The following is a 17,540-nucleotide window of genomic DNA, read 5'->3' as shown; positions in this document are numbered from 1 at the left end:
TATTTCATTGTGACCAGAATTTAGCTTGTTGGAAAGCGACATTTTCCTGCCTAAGCCCTGTAACCCTTGCTGCTACATCAGGATATCAGCATATCCTGAGCCAGAGCCTGGAACCGCTAAGGTCATTGAATAGTTTCAAGCGCGTGACACACGAGTTTGGGTGTCCTTTCGGACGGCAGTGCGGAGATTTTTCCGACGGGCTTCTAAATTTTTTCACTTCGGCAAAGGTTTAACAGCCAGTCGTAAAAATCCCGCTAGAGGTTTAGGCGAGGATACCCATTTTCCCAGCCTAGAGCTTGAAAGCATTGCAGTTACATCAGTAGGACTTACGCATCGAAAAGAAATCTCGTTGGTCTGGGCATCAGTTATGAGGCTGAAAAGCTCACTGCCTCGTTGAAAATTTGACTGAGTGCGTAAGTCCTAATATTGTAGAGCGATCGTTCTACAAGGCGTAAATATCCGGGAAGAGTTATGGTGCTCTACCCCTGAGTTTATTTAGGTAGCCATCCTAGATAAGATTTCCGACATATTATAATAACCAATACTCATCCAGACACAGACTCCAATTATGGTTATGATAGCCGCCCAACGGCGAGTTTTTATTGGGTGAGCGAGGATCATTGCTAGTAATAAAGCTGTTAGACTAAGTGCAGCAACAATCAAATGCACTTTGTCATATACTAAATAAAGTAGCGTAAGAGGACCAGCTAACGCTCCTGCTATCCAAACTGGAACTAATATCATATAACCAATATTATAAAATGCAACGTGCAAAATTATTATTACGCAGCATACTAAGATTGTTGGTAGAAGAACAGATAAACGTCTTGGCATAAGTTATGGGGAATTTAAGAAGGACAAATCTAGTTTACAAAAAAGGCGATCACTAATTGCACAAAAGTCAAAGCACCAGATAATGCCAGTTAGTCTTAACTTGCTGGGAAGTTAGCGATCGCGTCTACTCCGGAGATTGCGAAGGAAGTTCCGCTGATTGCGAGAGAAGTTCCGCGCAATAGTAGTTGATTTGTCTCGAAGTTAGAGAGTAGGGTGCTAAGTAAGACAAAATGTAAGACAAGTAAGACACCCCAACACCCGACAAAGCAAATTTACCCATAACATTTACACCTAAATTAGGCGAGCTGACAATGTTGGCATCAAACCTATACGGGGTAAAGTGTTAAGCGTTTTTAGATGTTTAGACTTTTGGTGGTGAATTTTAGATTCTCGATTTCAAGTTTCAAGTTCAAATATTTAATTGTCAAATTTTTTAAAAACTGAGAGAAACACAAAATTTCAAATCCAGATAGCTCTTATACGATGTTCACGGGGAAATTCCCCGGCGATCGCAACGAAGATTGTAGGTAAGGATTCAGGTCACTGAACTCCTTGCTGGGCAAAGACTTTAGATATGGAGCTTGATACTAAATCAATCTCTATTCTCAATAAACCACGAAAAACTGTCACTTCTCCTCGTTTATTGACAATTAACCACGAAAGACAAAAACCCTTATTTTGCCCTAAAACCCTTGCCAGACAAGCGTTGGAGCCGCAAGTTTTTAGACCTGAATCCTTACGATTGTAGATTGCAGCCGATGGCAACCCAAAGCGAGTTATACAATGTTCACGCCCAAAAAAGTTTCGGAGCGGAACGAAGTTTGTACTTCCTAACCATCGGCAGAAGGGTAGTGCTGGATGAGATGTGAGGCTAGGCGAGTTGATTAGTATCTCAAACTCGCGTTATCCCGCATGACATAGCACAGATTCCACAGTTTTTGGACAACATCAGTTGTTGGGGTCATAAAGCAAGATTTTGACTCGACAAAAATTAAGCATTCAATCCAATCAACTCATAAACCTTGAATGGGTTTCCTTCAGGTTTGAGTTGGGTCGAGTCTCTTTCTCTCACCTGAACATACTCTACACAACTTTCATACGTCTTTTGACCAATCAAAATGTCGCAGCCATATGGGTGCGCTTGTTGACTCAGGTGATTAGCCACATTTACCCCATGCCCCACCGCAGTGAACTCCATTCGTTGAGGGGAACCAACATTACCGCAGAAAACACGATCTGTATTGATGCCAATTCCTATCCTCAGCGGATGTTGCTCTTCTGGGAACCAGGAACTGTTGATTTCTGGTAGTCGCTCTCGCATTGCCAATGCCGCTTTAATTGCCATCAGCGCATGGTCTTCTAAGGGCAGTGGTGAATTAAAAACTGCCATAATCGTCGAATCAATGTATTTGTCTAATGTGCCTCGATGATTGAAAATGGTTTCCACCATCACTCCAAAATAGTGGTTGAACAGCTCGACGCGAGTTTCTACTTCCATTTGCTGAGTTAAGCGCTCAGCTCCGTAAAGATTGGCAAACAAAATAGAAACTTCTTTCTCTCCATCGTTTGAGGAGGGATCGCTTGAATCTACTAGCTTTTCCTTACGTGGCTTTAAAGATCCAACATTGGGGCGAAAGTTTTTCAGTTTTTCCAGTAATTCATCAAACTCATCAGATTCATTCGGCATATCGCCCAAGGGTACGTTTTATAGATGGAACACTAACTGATATTCTGCCAAAGCCGATCGCGGATGTCCGTTAAGAGCCACTCTAACTGACTGTTAAATTGCCGTTATAAATACTTATTCCCTCAACCCAACCACTAGAAGCGCTACAGATTCATCAGGATATAAGTATATCCTGAGCCAGAGCCTGAAACCGCTAAGGTTATTAAATAGTCTCAAGCGCGTGACACATGGTTTTTGATGTCCTCAGCCGGACGGGCAGGCGGCTATTTTTCCGACGGTCTTCTCAGTCTTTTCACTTCAACAAAGACTTAACAGCCCGTCGAAAAAATCCCGCTAAAGCTTTAGGCGGGGATATCCCAATCTTCCCACTCACTCCAAAACCTTGTTATAGGCGGGGAAACCCAAATTTCCCCGCCTATGACTTGAAACTGCTACAGCCAAATCAGAATAAAAATTTGACTACTTTCCAAATGCCTGCTCCAACAAAGTAGAGTCTTGGGAAATATCACGCAAAAACTTTTCAACTAGACCTTAAAAGAGTTTATTAAAATCTTCTTCTCCTAAGGTAACGTCCTCATTTGGATTACCTTTAGTTACCTTACCTTGACCTACGGAATGATACGACTTGACTTTGACTCATTGTAAACACCCTGTTTACATTATTTAATAATGACCCAAAATGCTTACAAATTTAAAAATTAAAAATTTTAGTGCTACACGTGTTACAATAAATGGGTTCTTTCATAAAAAATCCAATGAGCAAAAAATTGCTTAAACCTGGTGAAAAAACCCCCGTAAGCGGTCAGTATGAAATCACTGGTCCGCGCGGGGGTAGTACGGGAAAAGAAATCACTTCTATCAAAGGGAAACCCTTGCCCCCTACTCCAGAAGCCAATCAACGATTAAAGTTGACCGATGAAACTAAACACTAAGGGAAGTAAGAACCCTTATTAAGCGCTAAAGGCTCATCAGTTCACGCTGGTGAGCCTTTATTAATTTATACTTTATCCTTTTTTAGCCCTTAATAAGTAAAATCCAACTAAATAAAATGAGAAAAAGTGTAAAGAAATGTAAAGAAGTAAGCCCCAGCTCCTCAAAACCTTTGGTCAGTTTATTATCAACCCTGAGTTACTCAATATCAATAACGTGAAGTTTGGTCAAGATATATGTATTTCCTAGCCTAAGACGTGTAACCGTTGCAGCTACATCAGGTTAGTCCAGTATCCTGACCCAAAACCTAAAGCACTACAGCTAGGCGGGAATATCGAGTTTTAACCACGTTAGGTAACGTCCCTTAGAGGAGCCAAAAGAAGGGTCAATTAAGACCTCCAATGATTAGCCTTTATTTGATTACAATCTGTAATTTATGTTGCATACATAGCGGTCTAACGGTGAACTTGTGCGGCGGCAAGTAAGCTTGAACTCTTACAAATAGCCTCTATTCCGCCCTCACTAATACAGTGTTAAACTACGGTTTAACCAATATACTTGATCGTGATTGGATAATTAACTAATTATGTTTTCTAGCACCTCCACAGCTTTTTTAACGTTCTTATAGTAATTTGACACTGTAGAGTAGCTTACGCCTACACTCTTGCCATGAGCTATTGCATGACGGGTAGTAACTATACTATCTATAGAGTCTTTAATTTCATTATCGATGTTGCTTTTCGCTGCGATCTGACTAATAAAATTAGTTCCCCAATCTGAATGGAATTTGCCCAATATATCTATAATTTTGTTGGTTTTACAATTGGTTATCCCTTTAATTTCTTTACAAACAAAATTTTGAATATAAGGCGAGGCATTTTTTACGGCATATGTTTCCAGTAAGATTCTTAATGACTCTTCAATATAACCCGATACTAAAATACATAAATATCTTGACCACTCGCCTTGGTCAGCGGGGTCTGAAATAGAAGAGACTTTGTTAAAACGGGCATCGATCTTTTGACGATGAGAGGAAATAAATGAATTCATCAGTGCATATTTCTGTAAAGCTCTTCAACATATTCCATCCTCGACATTACACTCCTTCTACTTATAGTTGAACGTCGAGAAAGCGACCAGAAATACTCATCATCAATAAGCAATTTATAGAATCTTCTAAATGTTGGAAAACTTAATTCTTTTGGCAACTCTCTAGCTACCAAAACCATTAAACTCTCATACAATACTCGGTTGAACACTTTTTTAGGGTAGAAAGCCTTTGAGCCAATGCAGCTATGAATAAACTCAATGGTATTTAGAAATATATTTTGAATCTCATCTTTGGAAATTGCTTCTAAGTTCATATTCCTCAGCATAAAATGATTGAGAAAAAAAACCACATCATCTGAATAGCTTTTTATGTCAAAGTAAAAGGCTAGGAATCTCAGTATTAACTCTTGCTCAGTAGATCGATTATCAGATTTACTATATAACGCTCTCCAAATATTATTTTTTGAGAGGTCTTTAATTAAATTACTGAAAGAACCATGATAAAGAGCGTTTCGGATTTCCTGCGGATTTAAAGGAGTACCTGTAGTATTTAATCTTTCAAATAAGTAAAACATCCCAATGGGGTCATAATTCTCAGAGATAATTGTGCAATGGATAATTGCATTATCAAGAGAGCGTCGATTAGTGGGAGACAAATTGGAATAAGTCAAACCCGAGAAAGGGTGTACCACCCGTTTCAGCTTAAATGGTGTTCCATTTGGAAAAGATTCTTTATAAAAATATTGCAGGGTTTTCAAGCGTTGCTGACCGTCTATAACGAGATACTTGCTAGAAAATTTATCCCTAGCTAAGAAGAGCGCAGGAGTAGGTAGTCCAATCAACAGGGATTCAATAAAACGTGATGCTTCATCTTCTTTCCAAACATACTCTCTTTGAAAGGCTGGAATAATGAAGTCTTCTTCCTCCATCCTCTTAACTAGGACATCAACAGGAAAATCTGCGCCGTAGTATTCTACGTCTAATCTAGCGCTTGTAATTTCTTCGGTGTCATGGTTCATCGGTATCTATGTTTAATGGGGAAGTCAAATAAGTCTTGGAAATCTTAGAGCTCATCCGTCACTTTTGCTGGACATCACCCCCTATATCGGTCTTATCCCAGATTAACCTAATATCGTACCTACCACTCCAATGTGGCTTTGTCGCTTGCTGGAAGCGGAGCCTTCGGGGAGCATACCAAGGTGGAGTATTGGAGTGTGATCACCCCTTGCTGTAAGTTGGGTTGAGCCGGGCAAATCCTTCATTGTGAATCACTAGATAAGGTGAAACCAAATCATAACTCGATGGGGCGATCACACCAAGGGTTTTATCCTTCAACCCGACCTACAAGGTCGAGTGTCAGTAGAAAGATATGAACAATGTTCCCCTAGGAATCTAAGCGGTGCTGCTAAGTCAGGATAGGAGCATATCCTGACCCAGGGCTTAAAACTGTTAAGGCTAGGCGGGGAAAACCAATATTGCGGGTATACACCAAACTCTGACACGCATCTTGGTCTTAGATTAAAGTTGAGTTTGGCTTTTCTTCCAAAGTTTAACTAGCCGTCTAAAATCCTCATTTTCATCGTTTGTCAGCACTGCTTTAACAGCTTCTTTGACTCCCAATTGATGCACTCGGCAATAGACATCATGGGCTGCTGCGGGGTCATTGTCCGCGATTGCTTGGAGTATCCGCGCTTGCAACCTTTGAACCTGCTCTTGATGGGTGGCGGCAACTCCGTCGGCGGTTGGTTCGACTGACAGAGTGGATTCATCGGATGAATGCGGGGTGTGAAGGGGTTGAGACGGGGTTGGCAAGGGGTTTGTCTGTTGGCTTAAATTCGCATCTGGTAAGGGTTCTGGTATTTCAACGGGGTTGGTGGGGTACGAACCTACTTTTTCTATTATTTCTGACTGATGATTTGTGATGTGGTTTTCTTCAGTTAACGAAGAGGAAGATTCTAACTTTTCACAAAAGTGATGACTTGTGATTTGGATTTCCTCAGTCAACGAAGAAGATTCTAAGTCTGAAAAGTTTTGAGTATCATTACCCCGTAAATGGCTGTAATCCACGTCTGACAAGGATTCGGAACCCCTTACTAACCCCTTGCTAACCCCGTTGCACCCCGTATCAGTGGGAAGATTCTGGGGAATAAGCGCCGAAAGTGAATCGGAATGAGTGGGTGATGTTTCCCCCTGGTCGCGAAACCTCAACCCTTCAAACCAACTGCGGCCGCCAGAGCGCTTCCACTTGACACCGCTAAGTTCAAGGTAGTCGTTGCAGAGTTCCGAGAGCATCTTGGGATACTTGATATGAGAAACGGCCTTGAGATTGGAGTCGCACCAATTTTTGTAATGTTCGTAGAGTTTACCCGTCGGCACAGAAGCAGTTGGATCTACAATCAAGCAATCGTCGAAGTGAGCCGCGACGCTGTTGGTTTGCAGCTTCATATCCCACTCCTGGAGTTTGAATTCTGCAATCTGATTCTTGCCCACTCCTTGAATGCGTTCGCTAACGGTGCTGTCAGACAGGTTGAGAGCTACGGCAATAAGCTGAGAGATTTCTGCATCCATCCCCGTTTCAATCCTCGAATTTCGCAGCACCGTTGGCAGCGGATTATCGAAATGAACGAGGCACAAGCGGCGGTCTAAACCGGTAGTATCGCCTACAAAGATTGGGTTGTTGCTTCCAACAATTAACAAGCCGTAGAAGAAAGCATCAGAAGCCGGCTTGTACACTTCCCGGTAGCTGACGGCATCGCCACCAGTCAGGGATAATATGGCATCCACACCCGTAGCAGCGCGCTCGTCTGGACAGGCTACCAATTGCTTGTCGATGATGCTGGCCATTGTGGAGCCGTCATCCATATTTCTGAGCTTGCATCCCTTCCAATTCTCCCGCCCTACTATTTTCTGGAGCAGCCGAATAAACGTACCCTTACCGCTACCCGGCTTTCCGATTAAGTGGACGAACATCTGCAAGTCAAAAAACCGGAACTTAAGCAATCCATTGATGACTGCCAACAGCTTGAGGATTTTCTGGCGGTCGCCCTGCATTGCCGTATTCATCCATCGGTAGGTGTTTGGGCAATTGTTGCGGAGCGTTTCAATCACATCGGCGTCAGTTCCCGTCAATGGCTTGTACGGGTAAGGCAAGTAGGAAGTAAAGCCCATACCCGGAGAATGTTTGAGGATTTCTCCCGTCAGGCTGTCCCATACCGAATCGTCGAAAGCGATGTAGCGCTTCCTATCCCAGATATCCCAATGCTTAACTCGCAAGTCATCAGTCAGCAGGCTCAGCACGTCTGTGATGTAACTAGAACCTTTGTACTCAATATTTCTGGCATCAATGGTGGTTTTGACCAGGGTTCTAAAATTCCCGTCGTCGGTACGTTCCCAATGCTTGCCCGTCCAAATCCGCCAAGTTTTGGTTTCGTTATCGAATTTCCAAATCTGACCGTAATCTTCAGCTAACTGATGGGCAAGCCGTCTCGGTGTGGGTGGCTTTGATGCTGTTTTGTTGTCACCCTCGTCGTCAAGATTGCTCTCCCAGTCCTCAAAGCTAATTGACTTGACGAGCATCCGCCTGAACTCTTCTATTCCTTTTTTCTGGATAAAATCATCCATACCTTTGGTTTCTCCCTCAGTGCCCGGTTCCCATTGTGCAGTAATGCTGCGAACGGGAATGCCCAACTTAAGCAACTGGTGGCCGAGTTTCCGCTGTTCCCAAATGACGCTCTTGTTGGTCGCTGCATCTGCATCAAAGGCAATGATGAAGCCAAAACCGGCACGGGCGTAAGCTTCCAGGGTGGGAACGAGATAGCGCTTGTTCTGCAAATCGCTAGCTTTGGCCGTCAGCCCCATACTGATGCCCATTAAGGCAATTGTAGGTAAACCGTTGCTGCATCCAGCGATCGCCTTAAAAACCCCCTCTGTGATGATGAGGTAAGGCTGGTCGTTGATGCGGTAGCAGTGTTGCTTGAGATTTTCTGGCTCCCAGTAGCTTTTATCGGTAGGATGCTGGGGTAAGAATGCGTCGTATTCACCAACGGGAGTTCGATATTTGGGTGCTTTCTTGCAGCTTTCTGATTTCCAAGGCTTGTCCGGCCTGAATTGAAATTGTGTGGTTTTTCCCACGAATAGGATGCCGCCAGACTTCGCCGTATAGCCCAAGTAAACTGATGCCTCGTCTGCAGATGCGGTTCGGCAGTTGGCAAAGCTCCAATCGTTCAACAATCCCCGGCTCTCAATGTGGCTCTTGTGTTTGGAGGAAAGATACGCGGTAGATTCAAATTGCTGTACAACGTTCATAGATGCCTCTCTTCGCTACTCATAGCGGTGCTAACTGGTTTTTTTTGCAAAAACCCGCTAAATGTAGAAGAGACGGCCCGGCGCTGTAACTACCGTTGACGTGCAAAGGTGCAAAATCTGCGGTAATGGCAGAAATGAACTATGATGAATCTAAACTTTTTTTAATTTGTTTGTCTGCCGTCTCTTCTAAAGACTGCGGACTCTTTTTTTTGGTCTGGTCTAATCGATGCGGTCGCTTGTCGGCAACAGCCTTTTCAAATTTTATACGCCGGCGTATTGCAAGCGAGCGTTAGCTGGCAAGGAATTTGGGAATCAAAAAATCCCAATTGTTGCCGAGGACAATTAGCTCGGTTCCTCCTCACCCCCCGGCATTCTCCAAGGATCGATGCCGTTTTCTCTGAGTAAACGCTCAAAGTAGTCGCGCTCGCTTCTTGCTTCATCGTCAACCCAAAACGCTTCTCTAATATCCTGTTCGAGTTCTTGAACTCGTTGGCTCAGAAGCTCGTTTCTTTCAGTCTCGGTGCGGGTAACGCCGAAGGCAGCGTCAAAGCGACGTTCGAGAGTTTCAGTCAGCAAAGACATGACCAGACTTAACGCTGTCTTGTTTCCTCGTGCCGCTTGCCACAGCCAGTAAGCTCCGACAATTTCCAACGGCAAAGCCCGAATTCGACTACCCCCACGCACTTGCCCTGCATCGGGTTCTATTTCAGAAGTCGCGGGCGTATAACCTTCTCCTAGTAACGTTTTCAGTGCTTTGGATTGCAAAAATTCGCGGGCGTTTCTTTCTGACAAACCAACACATTCCGCTGCCTGTGTCTGGCTCATCCGATAACTGCCATCTGGCAGCATAAACCCATCGATTGTGAGGGAACCTATTTGCACCGAGGCTCGAACGGCTCTAACTGATTCGGTCATATTTTCTCCCGTGTTTGACCTTTACTCGAACGCTTGCTGATTGTTGTCGCCGGCTTCCTGTGTTGTACCAACGCCGTGGTTCTGCTAAGCCTGAGCTTTGTTCGCAAACCGCTGTGGAGTTTTAACCATTCGTTACATGATATTATCGTGTAAATCCAAACGATTCTTTCTCCCTAGTTTACCATAAGATATAAGGTGAACTAGGGACAATTATGTTGGTAATAAAAAGACGTTCTATCGATAAATTTGTAAAACCTGTGAAAGCACGCGAGTTTTGTAGGCTGTGGTTCAATGCCGATGCCCAGATGGAAGCTACTAGGGGCTATAGAGCGGAATGCGTTCGCTTGTTGAGTCGTATCCTAGCCGTGCAAACAGAGACTATTTCGAGTAAATGGGGAAGCGGCATTGATTTCGAGAAAATGCCCGAACAGTACGAACGAACCCTCGCTTATGCCAATTCTCTCCGTTCTATCCTTGACGCAGCGGGCAACAACCCCGAACTCTCCAACATTATTGCCGAGCGCCTCAAACAATCCCATTAGTAATTCACCGGAAAATAATACCAGATAGTATATGGTAAACTCCTTGACCGACCCTAACGCAGGTTTTAGTGTGGGAATGACGCCCTGGTGCAGTGGTGCAAACACTTTACCCAGGACTTCTCCCATTCGCTGATAACACCAGCTACCAAGGAGCAACCTTATGTTCGCAGATTACGGGCAGCCATCGCAACCCGCCCAACCAAGCTTTGTAGAAATACCCAATCCCCGCGTCACCACCACAATGGGACGCATGGAAGTGACCGATGTTCGCTCTGAAACTGTCACCGGTCGCGTGTTGGATGACCGAGATAATTTGATAGAGGAAGACGGAAATCCAGTTTACATCTGCGTTCGGAAACACGAGATTTTGTGTGACACCGAACGAGCCAACATGATGAGTTGGTGGGAACTGGAGGAACAAGCGGTTGCGGGACACACAACGCCCCGAAAATATTCCCTTGAATCCTTGATTAATCGCTTGGACGGACTCAACTTGGATGAGCTTTACGCTGTGCGAACCTTTGTTTGTTTGGAGAGCGACCCGTTCAAAGCGTACTCCGGCACCGTCAACAGCGACTTATCCCACTTGCAGGCTTGGTTCCCGACAGTGCGAGTTCTTGAGCGTGTCGAACAAAACCAACTAGCAAGCGCATTGTGCTGGCGGATAGCTAGCGACTCCAACGCATCAAGCGCACCCACACCGGGTGATGGGAGGAACGATTAATTATTGAGTTGATAGAAGATGCCGTCTTCAATTTCTCTTTTAGTCCAGTTAGTGGGTTGAGTGTTTTTATTGAGCAATGATGCAACCTATAACTAATCACGCCAAGAAAGAATATCTGGAACATCCCCCATGCGACTAATCCCCTAAAACGAGTATGAGGCTCGAATTATGACAACAAACTTTGATATCGGGTTGCCAACAACACCAAGTTTCAGACCACAAGTGGTTTATTCGCAAAATCTAAATTTTGTCCCTAGTTCAGACGATACTTTACCGTCGGTCATTCCTGGTGCGGTCAGTTTGCCAGCTCAATCTGATGGCTGTGAACGGGTAAGGGTAATGGTTTTTGGATCGAGCTACGGGGTAACATACACGATTCGCTGGCTTTACGGGCTACAGTTCGCTCATATCAGCGAGTGGAGTTTCCTTATGCCTGCTCCAAATGAGGGTGAATTTATGAGCATTGTTACTAAGCGAATCCCATTGAATCCAACTAACTAAGTGGCATAGAACTTGGTAACAACTTGGTAATAAATTGGTAACAACTTTGTAGCAAGGCTGGCGATAGTTTCATCTGTATCAAAAGCAATCGCCAGTTTCTTCTATCAGACATCAGTGAGGCACGACTATGACCAACGGCAACGGGTCTAACGGTGACACGTCTAACGGTGACACGCCCCAACCTGATCCAATACAAAAGTTAACGGAATACGTCGAATCTGTGGAAATTTCTCTGGAAATCCAGGAGGATAAAACAGATGCCATTGAAGATCAGGTGGCAAATCTTACTGAGCAGATAACCGAGTTAAAACAAGAAATAAAAGAGATGTATGGAGATGAAGAGGACTGGCAACGTATGTCAAAGACTTGACGGGCTTATCACACGCCGTCAGGCTAAAAACCGATTGCAACGCTCCAAGCTGGAGCGAACCCAGCGCTTGCGAGATGAAGCTGCTTTGACCCGACCTTTTAGAAAGTCTCCCCTGCTAGACTTCGTTGATGATTTGGTACATAGACCCCCAAATCAAGAACAGATGCGCCAGCTCAAAGAACTACTTCTAGAAGAACAGAAGGCGATCGCTAAACTGATTGCCTTAGTTGACCAGCATCTAGATTGAGGTACTCCCCTGATTGAAGCAGAGGTGATTCTTGAAAGATGTTATGAGGCGGTCAATAGACACGCCTCTTTATCTTTTTAAGGGCGCGAGCCTCAAAGTTATCAAAACTTTTAAACCAAAACCTACACTGTTTTAATACTTTTAACTTATTATTGATTTTTTGCAACCAACTGAGAATATGGCAGCTCCAAAGTTAACGAAAAAGGAGCGATTTTGAAGGTAACAGGTAAGAACGGCAAACCTTTGTACGGCATGGTATTAGAAGCAGTTCTCGAAAAATAGAGCCGAACGAAGAGTAACGGTGAAGCGGGATGAGTTGTTTCAATTCGCAGACTGTGACACTTATTTGATAACAATACTCCGGACAGTTTTTAAGCAGCCAGAGTACCATAAGACAAGACTGAAGGAAGGTTAGGGTGATTTAAAATCAAATCCGGGTCTAAATCTAACTTATCAATAAAGGTAGAAAGTAGATGCTTATTGAATTCCAGACGTTTATAAGAGGCCATAGAAAACACAAAAGATTTGGCAGATGAATGACAACTAGAAAGTTCATGTTTGGCTAAGTTTAAGGCAATTAGACTGGCATTAAAGTGAAAATCAAGCCGTGGTAAATGACGAGCTTGACAATCTGAAAAGCCCGTAAATTGCTTGGCATCACGAAAAATAAATTCTATCTGAAAACGAGCCTGATAATATTCAACAATTTGCTCAGGCGGTAAGTGAATATCAGTGCTAAATAATAAAGCATTTTTAATTTTTCCGTTGGCTTGAACCTCAGAGATACAAGCCAACCTAATTTGGCAATTTAAACAACAACTCCACACCACCAAGGTATATAATGAAACTCCGGGTTTTATTTCTTTAACAAAATTAAGACGACTCAAATCATGGCAGTCAACCTTGCCATCATATTTACGTGGAACCCCCAGTTTCTTTTGTTCACCTGTATAGAGATAGCGTAAGTTAGCATCAACTCTTAGCTTGCCAATAAAGTTTAAATTTAGCTCCCGCACAGCCTCCCAGAATTTAGAGCGGTAGTAATAGCCATCAGCTACCAAATAACGTACAGAACTTGGGAAGAAATAACGAGTATTCTTCAAATGTTGTGCATAGTCATCAATTCTTGTGATGTCAGGCTTTGAGCTTTGAGAGTCTGGTTTTTTGCGAGATTTTTTTGACGAGCTATTCTTCGGATTTTTGGGCAATTTTTTTACTGGCTTTATTTGAGGACGTGATGGAGTTTGTTGCACGCTTAAGCTATAAGATAAACGACTCTCAATTTCGACAATAGAAATTACAGAAATTTCCAACCCCTGTTCCGATTTCCCCGCTACACCATTATAAAAATAACCCTTACCGTCTGTTTTTTTGCCACTTTTTCTTAAAAAAGAACAATCGATAACGGCAATGACTGTGTGTTCAGGATTTAAGGCAGATTCGAGGAAATATTGATTAAATTGTGGAAAATTAAAGCTTTTGAGAAAGTGACGACGGTAGGTTTTTTCGCTCAAATAACTATAACGACTGAGATTCGTGAAGTTGACCTTACCATAGACCAGCAAAATAGTTGAGAATAAAGTGATTAAAAACTTCTTTTGGGGTTGACTAATTCCTGGCATTTGTTGTAAGATGGATTCAATAATCTTCATAAGGCAATCTGTTGAGCTTGTGTGTTTTTATAGCTTAACCTAAAAGAGTGCCTTTTTTTCTGTTTATTTTGGGTTCAGATAGCACTCAGTTTTTTCGCTTCTGTGCTTTATTGCGTAAGCATCCCTATTGAAAAACTGTCCGGAGTATTGTGATAAAATAATTAGATTGTCGTTTAGTTTTGCAGCGGGCGACCATCCCCCAATCTGGGGGGTTTCTACTTTGATGGTATTATTTTGTTAGCTGTTGCGTGGGTTCTCCCGTGCCGTAAATCGAGCTATATTTTGAATGTGCTGTTTTGATATTAGCTATCAAACATGGAACTCATAAAATACAGTTGGTGGGGTGAATCCAACGAGCCACCAGAACATCTGAAAACTAAAAAGCAACTGGGTGAACTTGGTTTATCGCCTCTGAAACCTTCAGGCATCATCGAAACGCGGAAATACGATGTGTTCCTCTACGATTCGACTAATCCTGAATGCTGCCGTCCCAAAAGAAAACCCACTCCCAAACAATTGGAAATTTTAGCAGCCAACCGTCTCAAAGCTAAAATCAAACGAGATTATCAACAATGGTATCGAGAAGTAGGTTTCATAGAAAAAGATAGGGTGAGTGCTGTTCTTTGGGCAAGAGAACAATTAAGCCAGAACGATTGGGTGATTCTGGATACTGAAACTACGGGACTAGATGATGCGGAAATGGTGGAAATTGCAGTTATTAATCCGTTGGGAGAAGCGGTACTCAATACCTTTATCAAACCCACAATTCCCATACCCGTAGAAGTAACAGAGGTTCACGGGATTAGCGATGAAATGGTAGCCGATGCTCCGAGTTTCCTCGAAGTCTATCCCCGCATTGTTGAAGTCCTTAAAGATAAACGGATTTTGATATACAATGCCGAATTCGATATTAAAATATTGAATTACTGTTGCTATTTGCACGGCTTGTCCATTCTCAATTTAAAACAACGCTCTGAATGCCTCATGGAATGGACAGCGCAGTGGAGGGGAGATTGGAGCAATTATTATAAAAATTATAGGTATTTCCCTCTCAACGGCGGACACCGAGCATTGGGAGATTGCACGGCTGCTCTCAAATTAATTAAGAAGATGGCAGCGGATTCGGATCAAATCAATTGTCCCGTGCCGATTCCCCAAAAGAAGCGATGAGCTCCCAATCAATGCCATCATCGGGGAACAGGGATAACTGCCCTGGAGATACGTTAGACTGACCCCTATTGTGATACGACAGGTGACACGCGGTACACAGGGCGACTAAGTTTTCAGGGCGGTTATCCTCTGGTATTCGATTGCGGTGGTGAACAGTCAAAGTTACTTTTAAGCGTTCAGATTTAGTTAAGCCGCTGGGTTTACCGGGTCTGAGACACTGTTGGCGACACTTAGCACAGCGCCACCCCGCGTTTTCTTTGATTGATAGCGCGATTTCTTGCCAGTTGTCGGGATACCTCTTTGGTTTAGGCATAGCTCATTTCTCCGCAAATACGGCGATCGCTTTTCCTGTTACCAGCTCAATCCCATTTAGAGAGCTGCGAACCCCCTAAAGATGCCGCTGCAATAGCTTTCCAAGTTTGCTTCAATCCATTGGGCGGTTTCTAGATATCCCAAAGCTACGGCCTGAAGTCGAACCGTGTTGGCATTAAACATATTAGTTGTCTGTGCCTCTCGAACTGCATCAATACCTTGGAGGATGCGTTCTGGGATTTGGATTGGTTCCTCTGACTCTAGAGAAGTGGGTAGTTTTCCCAAGAAACCGAGATATTCCTTGACCCGCAGCTCGAAGTTAGCCTCAGCTTCAGCTAAATTAGTGAAGTACCGGCCGTAATAAAATCCCTTATCTTGCAGGTTGAAAAAGTGCGTTGCCCATTCTTCATCCTTGCGCCATTCTCTGAGAGTAATGTAACCGGGGGCTTGACCGCCATCGCCGGGAATTGGATGCGATTTTAATATGGAGTGGCTTTGAGCGTTCATAAACAATTTGTGTGTGTTGAATTAGGAGAATTTGCAGTTGATGGGCTTGCGTAACTTCAAAACTAAGTAGCAACTGTCGCAGGGGTAAACACAGGGCGCGTTGCGGGTGCATCGGTATTCTTTCATCGGTTAACTAAGCGCGAGGTTTGAGAAATTGTAAAAGTTCATCTCCGTGTTTTCCAATCGGGTTGTAGCCTATTGGCAGCCAAAAGTAATCGGAAGCCCAATAATCGCCGTCAAAATCTTTCAGCCACCAACCGTCATCTACACCGCCCAAACAAATCTTGTCTGCGTTGAAGTAAAGCTCGATCCGTTGAAAGTTATCAGCCATCGGTTGAACCATCAATCAAAAAGCTGGGGGATACTCAAAAGCAGGTTGCCAGTTACTATTAATTAGCCTACCCGTTTTTGCTGCATTGTAGTTCCTCTCCAAAAAAGAGCGGCGCTTGAGTTCTGAATCACCCGTCTGCTGTATCAGCGTTTCGCGTAACGGGTGGTGGCTGCCAATCAAAAACTCGTTCCTGGTGTTGAGCCTTTCTAGATAGCGTTTATGGGGGAGCTGGTCAAACTTCCCACCCACCCCGCGATTGCAGCTAACGCAAGCTAGCACGAGATTCCAGATGCCGTCAATCGGATGAGCGATGTTGTCGTTAATGAGAACGCGGGGGAAAAAGTGGTCTACATCCGTTAAATCGGTCGCACTGCTGATAATCGAAATATCGCCAAAGCAATAGAAACACTTACCTCTTTGATAGCCGTTTAAAGCACCGCGACACGAGGTAATATTGACGCGGCTCATCGGTTTGCGAACGAATAGCAGCTCTAGGTCAGCATCGTAATCCACACCAATCAGATTGCGGGATACTTTCAACTCCCATGCCGTCTCCACCAACCGCCACCGCGCATCAACCTCTTGGGGTAAGTTCTGCCCTTGGTTTCCCTCCAACATCCCAAATAACTCATCGGTCAGGGCGATCGCTTTAGCACCCCGCCGTTCGTAAGCGAAGAAACGCATCGGTGTCTCCGCTTTATTGACGTTGTGGAACTTATCGAGCACTATCTTGAACCCTTCCTTTGCCGTAATCGCAATCAGCTCCTCGTAGCTAATCTCACCCCGGTCGTATCGGCGGCAAGCTTCCAAAAACGGGTAGGGAACATTGGTTTGTTGAGATTGGCTATCGCACAAACGCAGGTGTTCCAGAGTATGCCGCGCATAAGCTTGTGCCAACTCCTCCAACGTGATGATGCTTTTACCACCGGGCGCTAACTCCAACAACGACTGAGCTAGCGCAAACTTGTACGAGGCAACGTTCTTACCAAAGAGAATGATACCCCGCCAATAATCCTCTATTGATGGTGCATCTCCCCAAAACTCTGACATACGCGCCTTGACAATAGTTCGTAAACTAACTACACTAGCTAGCAGGTTATCAAAAAGGCGATCGCCCGAGTCCGGTCAAAGTCAAGAGCGATCGCCCAGCACCAAAAGCAAAGTTCGGATGCAAGATTAATGAAAGCACAGATTTACGTCAACAGACACATCACTGCCGCCAATAAAAAAGCCAGCAAGCTCAGGGGAGTTTTTGTGGACGAGCGGGCTATCAGCATCAATACTTACTTGGGGTCGGTGTACGCCAAGCGGGTAGAGTTCACCAGCGGCTGCGTGTTGATTCAGGATGCAAGCAAAGCGCGGTGCTCGGGAGCGACTATTTGGATTGAAGCTCAGTTCGAGAGTCTGGTGATAGATGGGATAGCAGCAGACAGAGCTATGTTTGAAAAGGAGGGAAGATGACA

17 protein-coding genes are annotated in these 17,540 nt (G+C 44.0%); 7 read left to right on the top strand and 10 right to left on the bottom strand.

The window, feature by feature from the left end; genetic code table 11:
• Positions 1-1,825: 1,825 nt before the first annotated feature.
• The 5 genes from QUA45_RS03450 to QUA45_RS03430 form a co-directional block, all read right to left on the bottom strand.
• A complete protein-coding gene (locus tag QUA45_RS03450) occupies positions 1,826-2,521 on the bottom strand; it encodes an adenylate/guanylate cyclase domain-containing protein (RefSeq protein WP_333219461.1) in 696 nt (231 codons plus the stop codon).
• A 1,506-nt stretch (positions 2,522-4,027) separates the two neighbouring features.
• Positions 4,028-4,501 (bottom strand): HEPN domain-containing protein, encoded by a 474-nt coding sequence (locus tag QUA45_RS03445; RefSeq protein WP_333219459.1) that lies wholly within the window; start codon positions 4,499-4,501, stop codon positions 4,028-4,030.
• Positions 4,501-5,520, bottom strand: coding sequence for a DUF262 domain-containing protein (locus tag QUA45_RS03440; RefSeq protein ID WP_333219457.1), 1,020 nt, complete (start codon positions 5,518-5,520; stop codon positions 4,501-4,503). The genes QUA45_RS03445 and QUA45_RS03440 overlap by 1 nt, the downstream gene beginning before the upstream one ends.
• A gap of 499 nt (positions 5,521-6,019) precedes the next feature.
• Positions 6,020-8,806, bottom strand: a complete 2,787-nt coding sequence (locus tag QUA45_RS03435; RefSeq protein ID WP_333219455.1) for a DUF3854 domain-containing protein — start codon at positions 8,804-8,806, stop codon at positions 6,020-6,022.
• 342 nt (positions 8,807-9,148) lie between these two features.
• Positions 9,149-9,721, bottom strand: coding sequence for a hypothetical protein (locus tag QUA45_RS03430; RefSeq protein WP_333219453.1), 573 nt, complete (start codon positions 9,719-9,721; stop codon positions 9,149-9,151).
• A gap of 257 nt (positions 9,722-9,978) precedes the next feature.
• Between QUA45_RS03430 and QUA45_RS03425 the strand changes: the two genes are divergently transcribed.
• The 5 genes from QUA45_RS03425 to QUA45_RS03405 all read left to right on the top strand — a co-directional run bounded on the left by QUA45_RS03425 (position 9,979) and on the right by QUA45_RS03405 (position 12,105).
• A complete protein-coding gene (locus QUA45_RS03425; protein WP_333193927.1) occupies positions 9,979-10,263 on the top strand; it encodes a hypothetical protein in 285 nt (94 codons plus the stop codon).
• Between the two features lie 160 nt (positions 10,264-10,423).
• Positions 10,424-10,987, top strand: coding sequence for a hypothetical protein (locus QUA45_RS03420; RefSeq protein ID WP_333219451.1), 564 nt, complete (start codon positions 10,424-10,426; stop codon positions 10,985-10,987).
• A 168-nt stretch (positions 10,988-11,155) separates the two neighbouring features.
• Entirely contained in the window at positions 11,156-11,488 is a 333-nt protein-coding gene (locus tag QUA45_RS03415; RefSeq protein ID WP_333219450.1) for a hypothetical protein, read from the top strand.
• 127 nt (positions 11,489-11,615) lie between these two features.
• Positions 11,616-11,858: a hypothetical protein gene (locus QUA45_RS03410; protein WP_333219448.1), complete on the top strand. Its 243-nt coding sequence runs from the start codon at positions 11,616-11,618 to the stop codon at positions 11,856-11,858.
• Between the two features lie 34 nt (positions 11,859-11,892).
• Positions 11,893-12,105 carry a hypothetical protein gene (locus QUA45_RS03405; RefSeq protein ID WP_333219446.1) on the top strand — a complete coding sequence of 71 codons (213 nt, stop codon included), beginning with the start codon at positions 11,893-11,895 and terminating at the stop codon, positions 12,103-12,105.
• Between the two features lie 371 nt (positions 12,106-12,476).
• On the opposite strand, the gene QUA45_RS03400 is transcribed toward QUA45_RS03405, so the two are convergent.
• Positions 12,477-13,757, bottom strand: coding sequence for a transposase (locus QUA45_RS03400; protein ID WP_333219444.1), 1,281 nt, complete (start codon positions 13,755-13,757; stop codon positions 12,477-12,479).
• 315 nt (positions 13,758-14,072) lie between these two features.
• On the opposite strand from QUA45_RS03400, the gene QUA45_RS03395 reads away from it, so the two are divergent.
• Positions 14,073-14,927 (top strand): 3'-5' exonuclease, encoded by an 855-nt coding sequence (locus QUA45_RS03395; protein WP_333219442.1) that lies wholly within the window; start codon positions 14,073-14,075, stop codon positions 14,925-14,927.
• Here QUA45_RS03395 and QUA45_RS03390 read toward each other — a convergent pair.
• From QUA45_RS03390 to QUA45_RS03375, 4 genes are all read right to left on the bottom strand, one after another.
• Entirely contained in the window at positions 14,890-15,240 is a 351-nt protein-coding gene (locus tag QUA45_RS03390; RefSeq protein WP_333219440.1) for an HNH endonuclease, read from the bottom strand. The genes QUA45_RS03395 and QUA45_RS03390 overlap by 38 nt on opposite strands.
• A gap of 56 nt (positions 15,241-15,296) precedes the next feature.
• Positions 15,297-15,746 carry a DUF5049 domain-containing protein gene (locus QUA45_RS03385; protein ID WP_333219438.1) on the bottom strand — a complete coding sequence of 150 codons (450 nt, stop codon included), beginning with the start codon at positions 15,744-15,746 and terminating at the stop codon, positions 15,297-15,299.
• A gap of 133 nt (positions 15,747-15,879) precedes the next feature.
• The gene (locus tag QUA45_RS03380) at positions 15,880-16,077 is read right to left on the bottom strand and encodes a hypothetical protein (protein ID WP_333219436.1); all 198 of its coding nucleotides are present in this window, start codon (positions 16,075-16,077) and stop codon (positions 15,880-15,882) included.
• Positions 16,078-16,092: 15 nt separating this feature from the next.
• Positions 16,093-17,127 (bottom strand): hypothetical protein, encoded by a 1,035-nt coding sequence (locus QUA45_RS03375; RefSeq protein WP_333219434.1) that lies wholly within the window; start codon positions 17,125-17,127, stop codon positions 16,093-16,095.
• Positions 17,128-17,256: 129 nt separating this feature from the next.
• Here QUA45_RS03375 and QUA45_RS03370 point away from each other — a divergent pair, with 129 nt between their 5' ends.
• On the top strand, positions 17,257-17,538 hold the full coding sequence (locus QUA45_RS03370; RefSeq protein ID WP_333219432.1) for a hypothetical protein: 282 nt from the start codon (positions 17,257-17,259) through the stop codon (positions 17,536-17,538).
• Positions 17,539-17,540 lie beyond the last annotated feature (2 nt).

It is taken from the genome of Microcoleus sp. Pol12A5 (genome assembly GCF_036701435.1).
GTDB lineage: Bacteria > Cyanobacteriota > Cyanobacteriia > Cyanobacteriales > Microcoleaceae > Microcoleus.
The sequence above is the reverse complement of the archived record's forward strand: the minus strand, read 5'-3'. Positions and strand labels throughout refer to the sequence as shown.

Bases quoted from the DNA above. Each gene is read 5' to 3' on its own strand.
- QUA45_RS03370 (WP_333219432.1), top strand. From the start codon at position 17,257: ATGAAAGCACAGATTTACGTCAACAGACACATCACTGCCGCCAATAAA.
- QUA45_RS03375 (WP_333219434.1), bottom strand. From the start codon at position 17,127: ATGTCAGAGTTTTGGGGAGATGCACCATCAATAGAGGATTATTGGCGG.
- QUA45_RS03445 (WP_333219459.1), bottom strand. From the start codon at position 4,501: ATGAATTCATTTATTTCCTCTCATCGTCAAAAGATCGATGCCCGTTTT.
- QUA45_RS03380 (WP_333219436.1), bottom strand. From the start codon at position 16,077: ATGGCTGATAACTTTCAACGGATCGAGCTTTACTTCAACGCAGACAAG.
- QUA45_RS03395 (WP_333219442.1), top strand. From the start codon at position 14,073: ATGGAACTCATAAAATACAGTTGGTGGGGTGAATCCAACGAGCCACCA.
- QUA45_RS03440 (WP_333219457.1), bottom strand. From the start codon at position 5,520: ATGAACCATGACACCGAAGAAATTACAAGCGCTAGATTAGACGTAGAA.
- QUA45_RS03410 (WP_333219448.1), top strand. From the start codon at position 11,616: ATGACCAACGGCAACGGGTCTAACGGTGACACGTCTAACGGTGACACG.
- QUA45_RS03450 (WP_333219461.1), bottom strand. From the start codon at position 2,521: ATGCCGAATGAATCTGATGAGTTTGATGAATTACTGGAAAAACTGAAA.
- QUA45_RS03385 (WP_333219438.1), bottom strand. From the start codon at position 15,746: ATGAACGCTCAAAGCCACTCCATATTAAAATCGCATCCAATTCCCGGC.
- QUA45_RS03435 (WP_333219455.1), bottom strand. From the start codon at position 8,806: ATGAACGTTGTACAGCAATTTGAATCTACCGCGTATCTTTCCTCCAAA.
- QUA45_RS03420 (WP_333219451.1), top strand. From the start codon at position 10,424: ATGTTCGCAGATTACGGGCAGCCATCGCAACCCGCCCAACCAAGCTTT.
- QUA45_RS03415 (WP_333219450.1), top strand. From the start codon at position 11,156: ATGACAACAAACTTTGATATCGGGTTGCCAACAACACCAAGTTTCAGA.
- QUA45_RS03390 (WP_333219440.1), bottom strand. From the start codon at position 15,240: ATGCCTAAACCAAAGAGGTATCCCGACAACTGGCAAGAAATCGCGCTA.
- QUA45_RS03430 (WP_333219453.1), bottom strand. From the start codon at position 9,721: ATGACCGAATCAGTTAGAGCCGTTCGAGCCTCGGTGCAAATAGGTTCC.
- QUA45_RS03400 (WP_333219444.1), bottom strand. From the start codon at position 13,757: ATGAAGATTATTGAATCCATCTTACAACAAATGCCAGGAATTAGTCAA.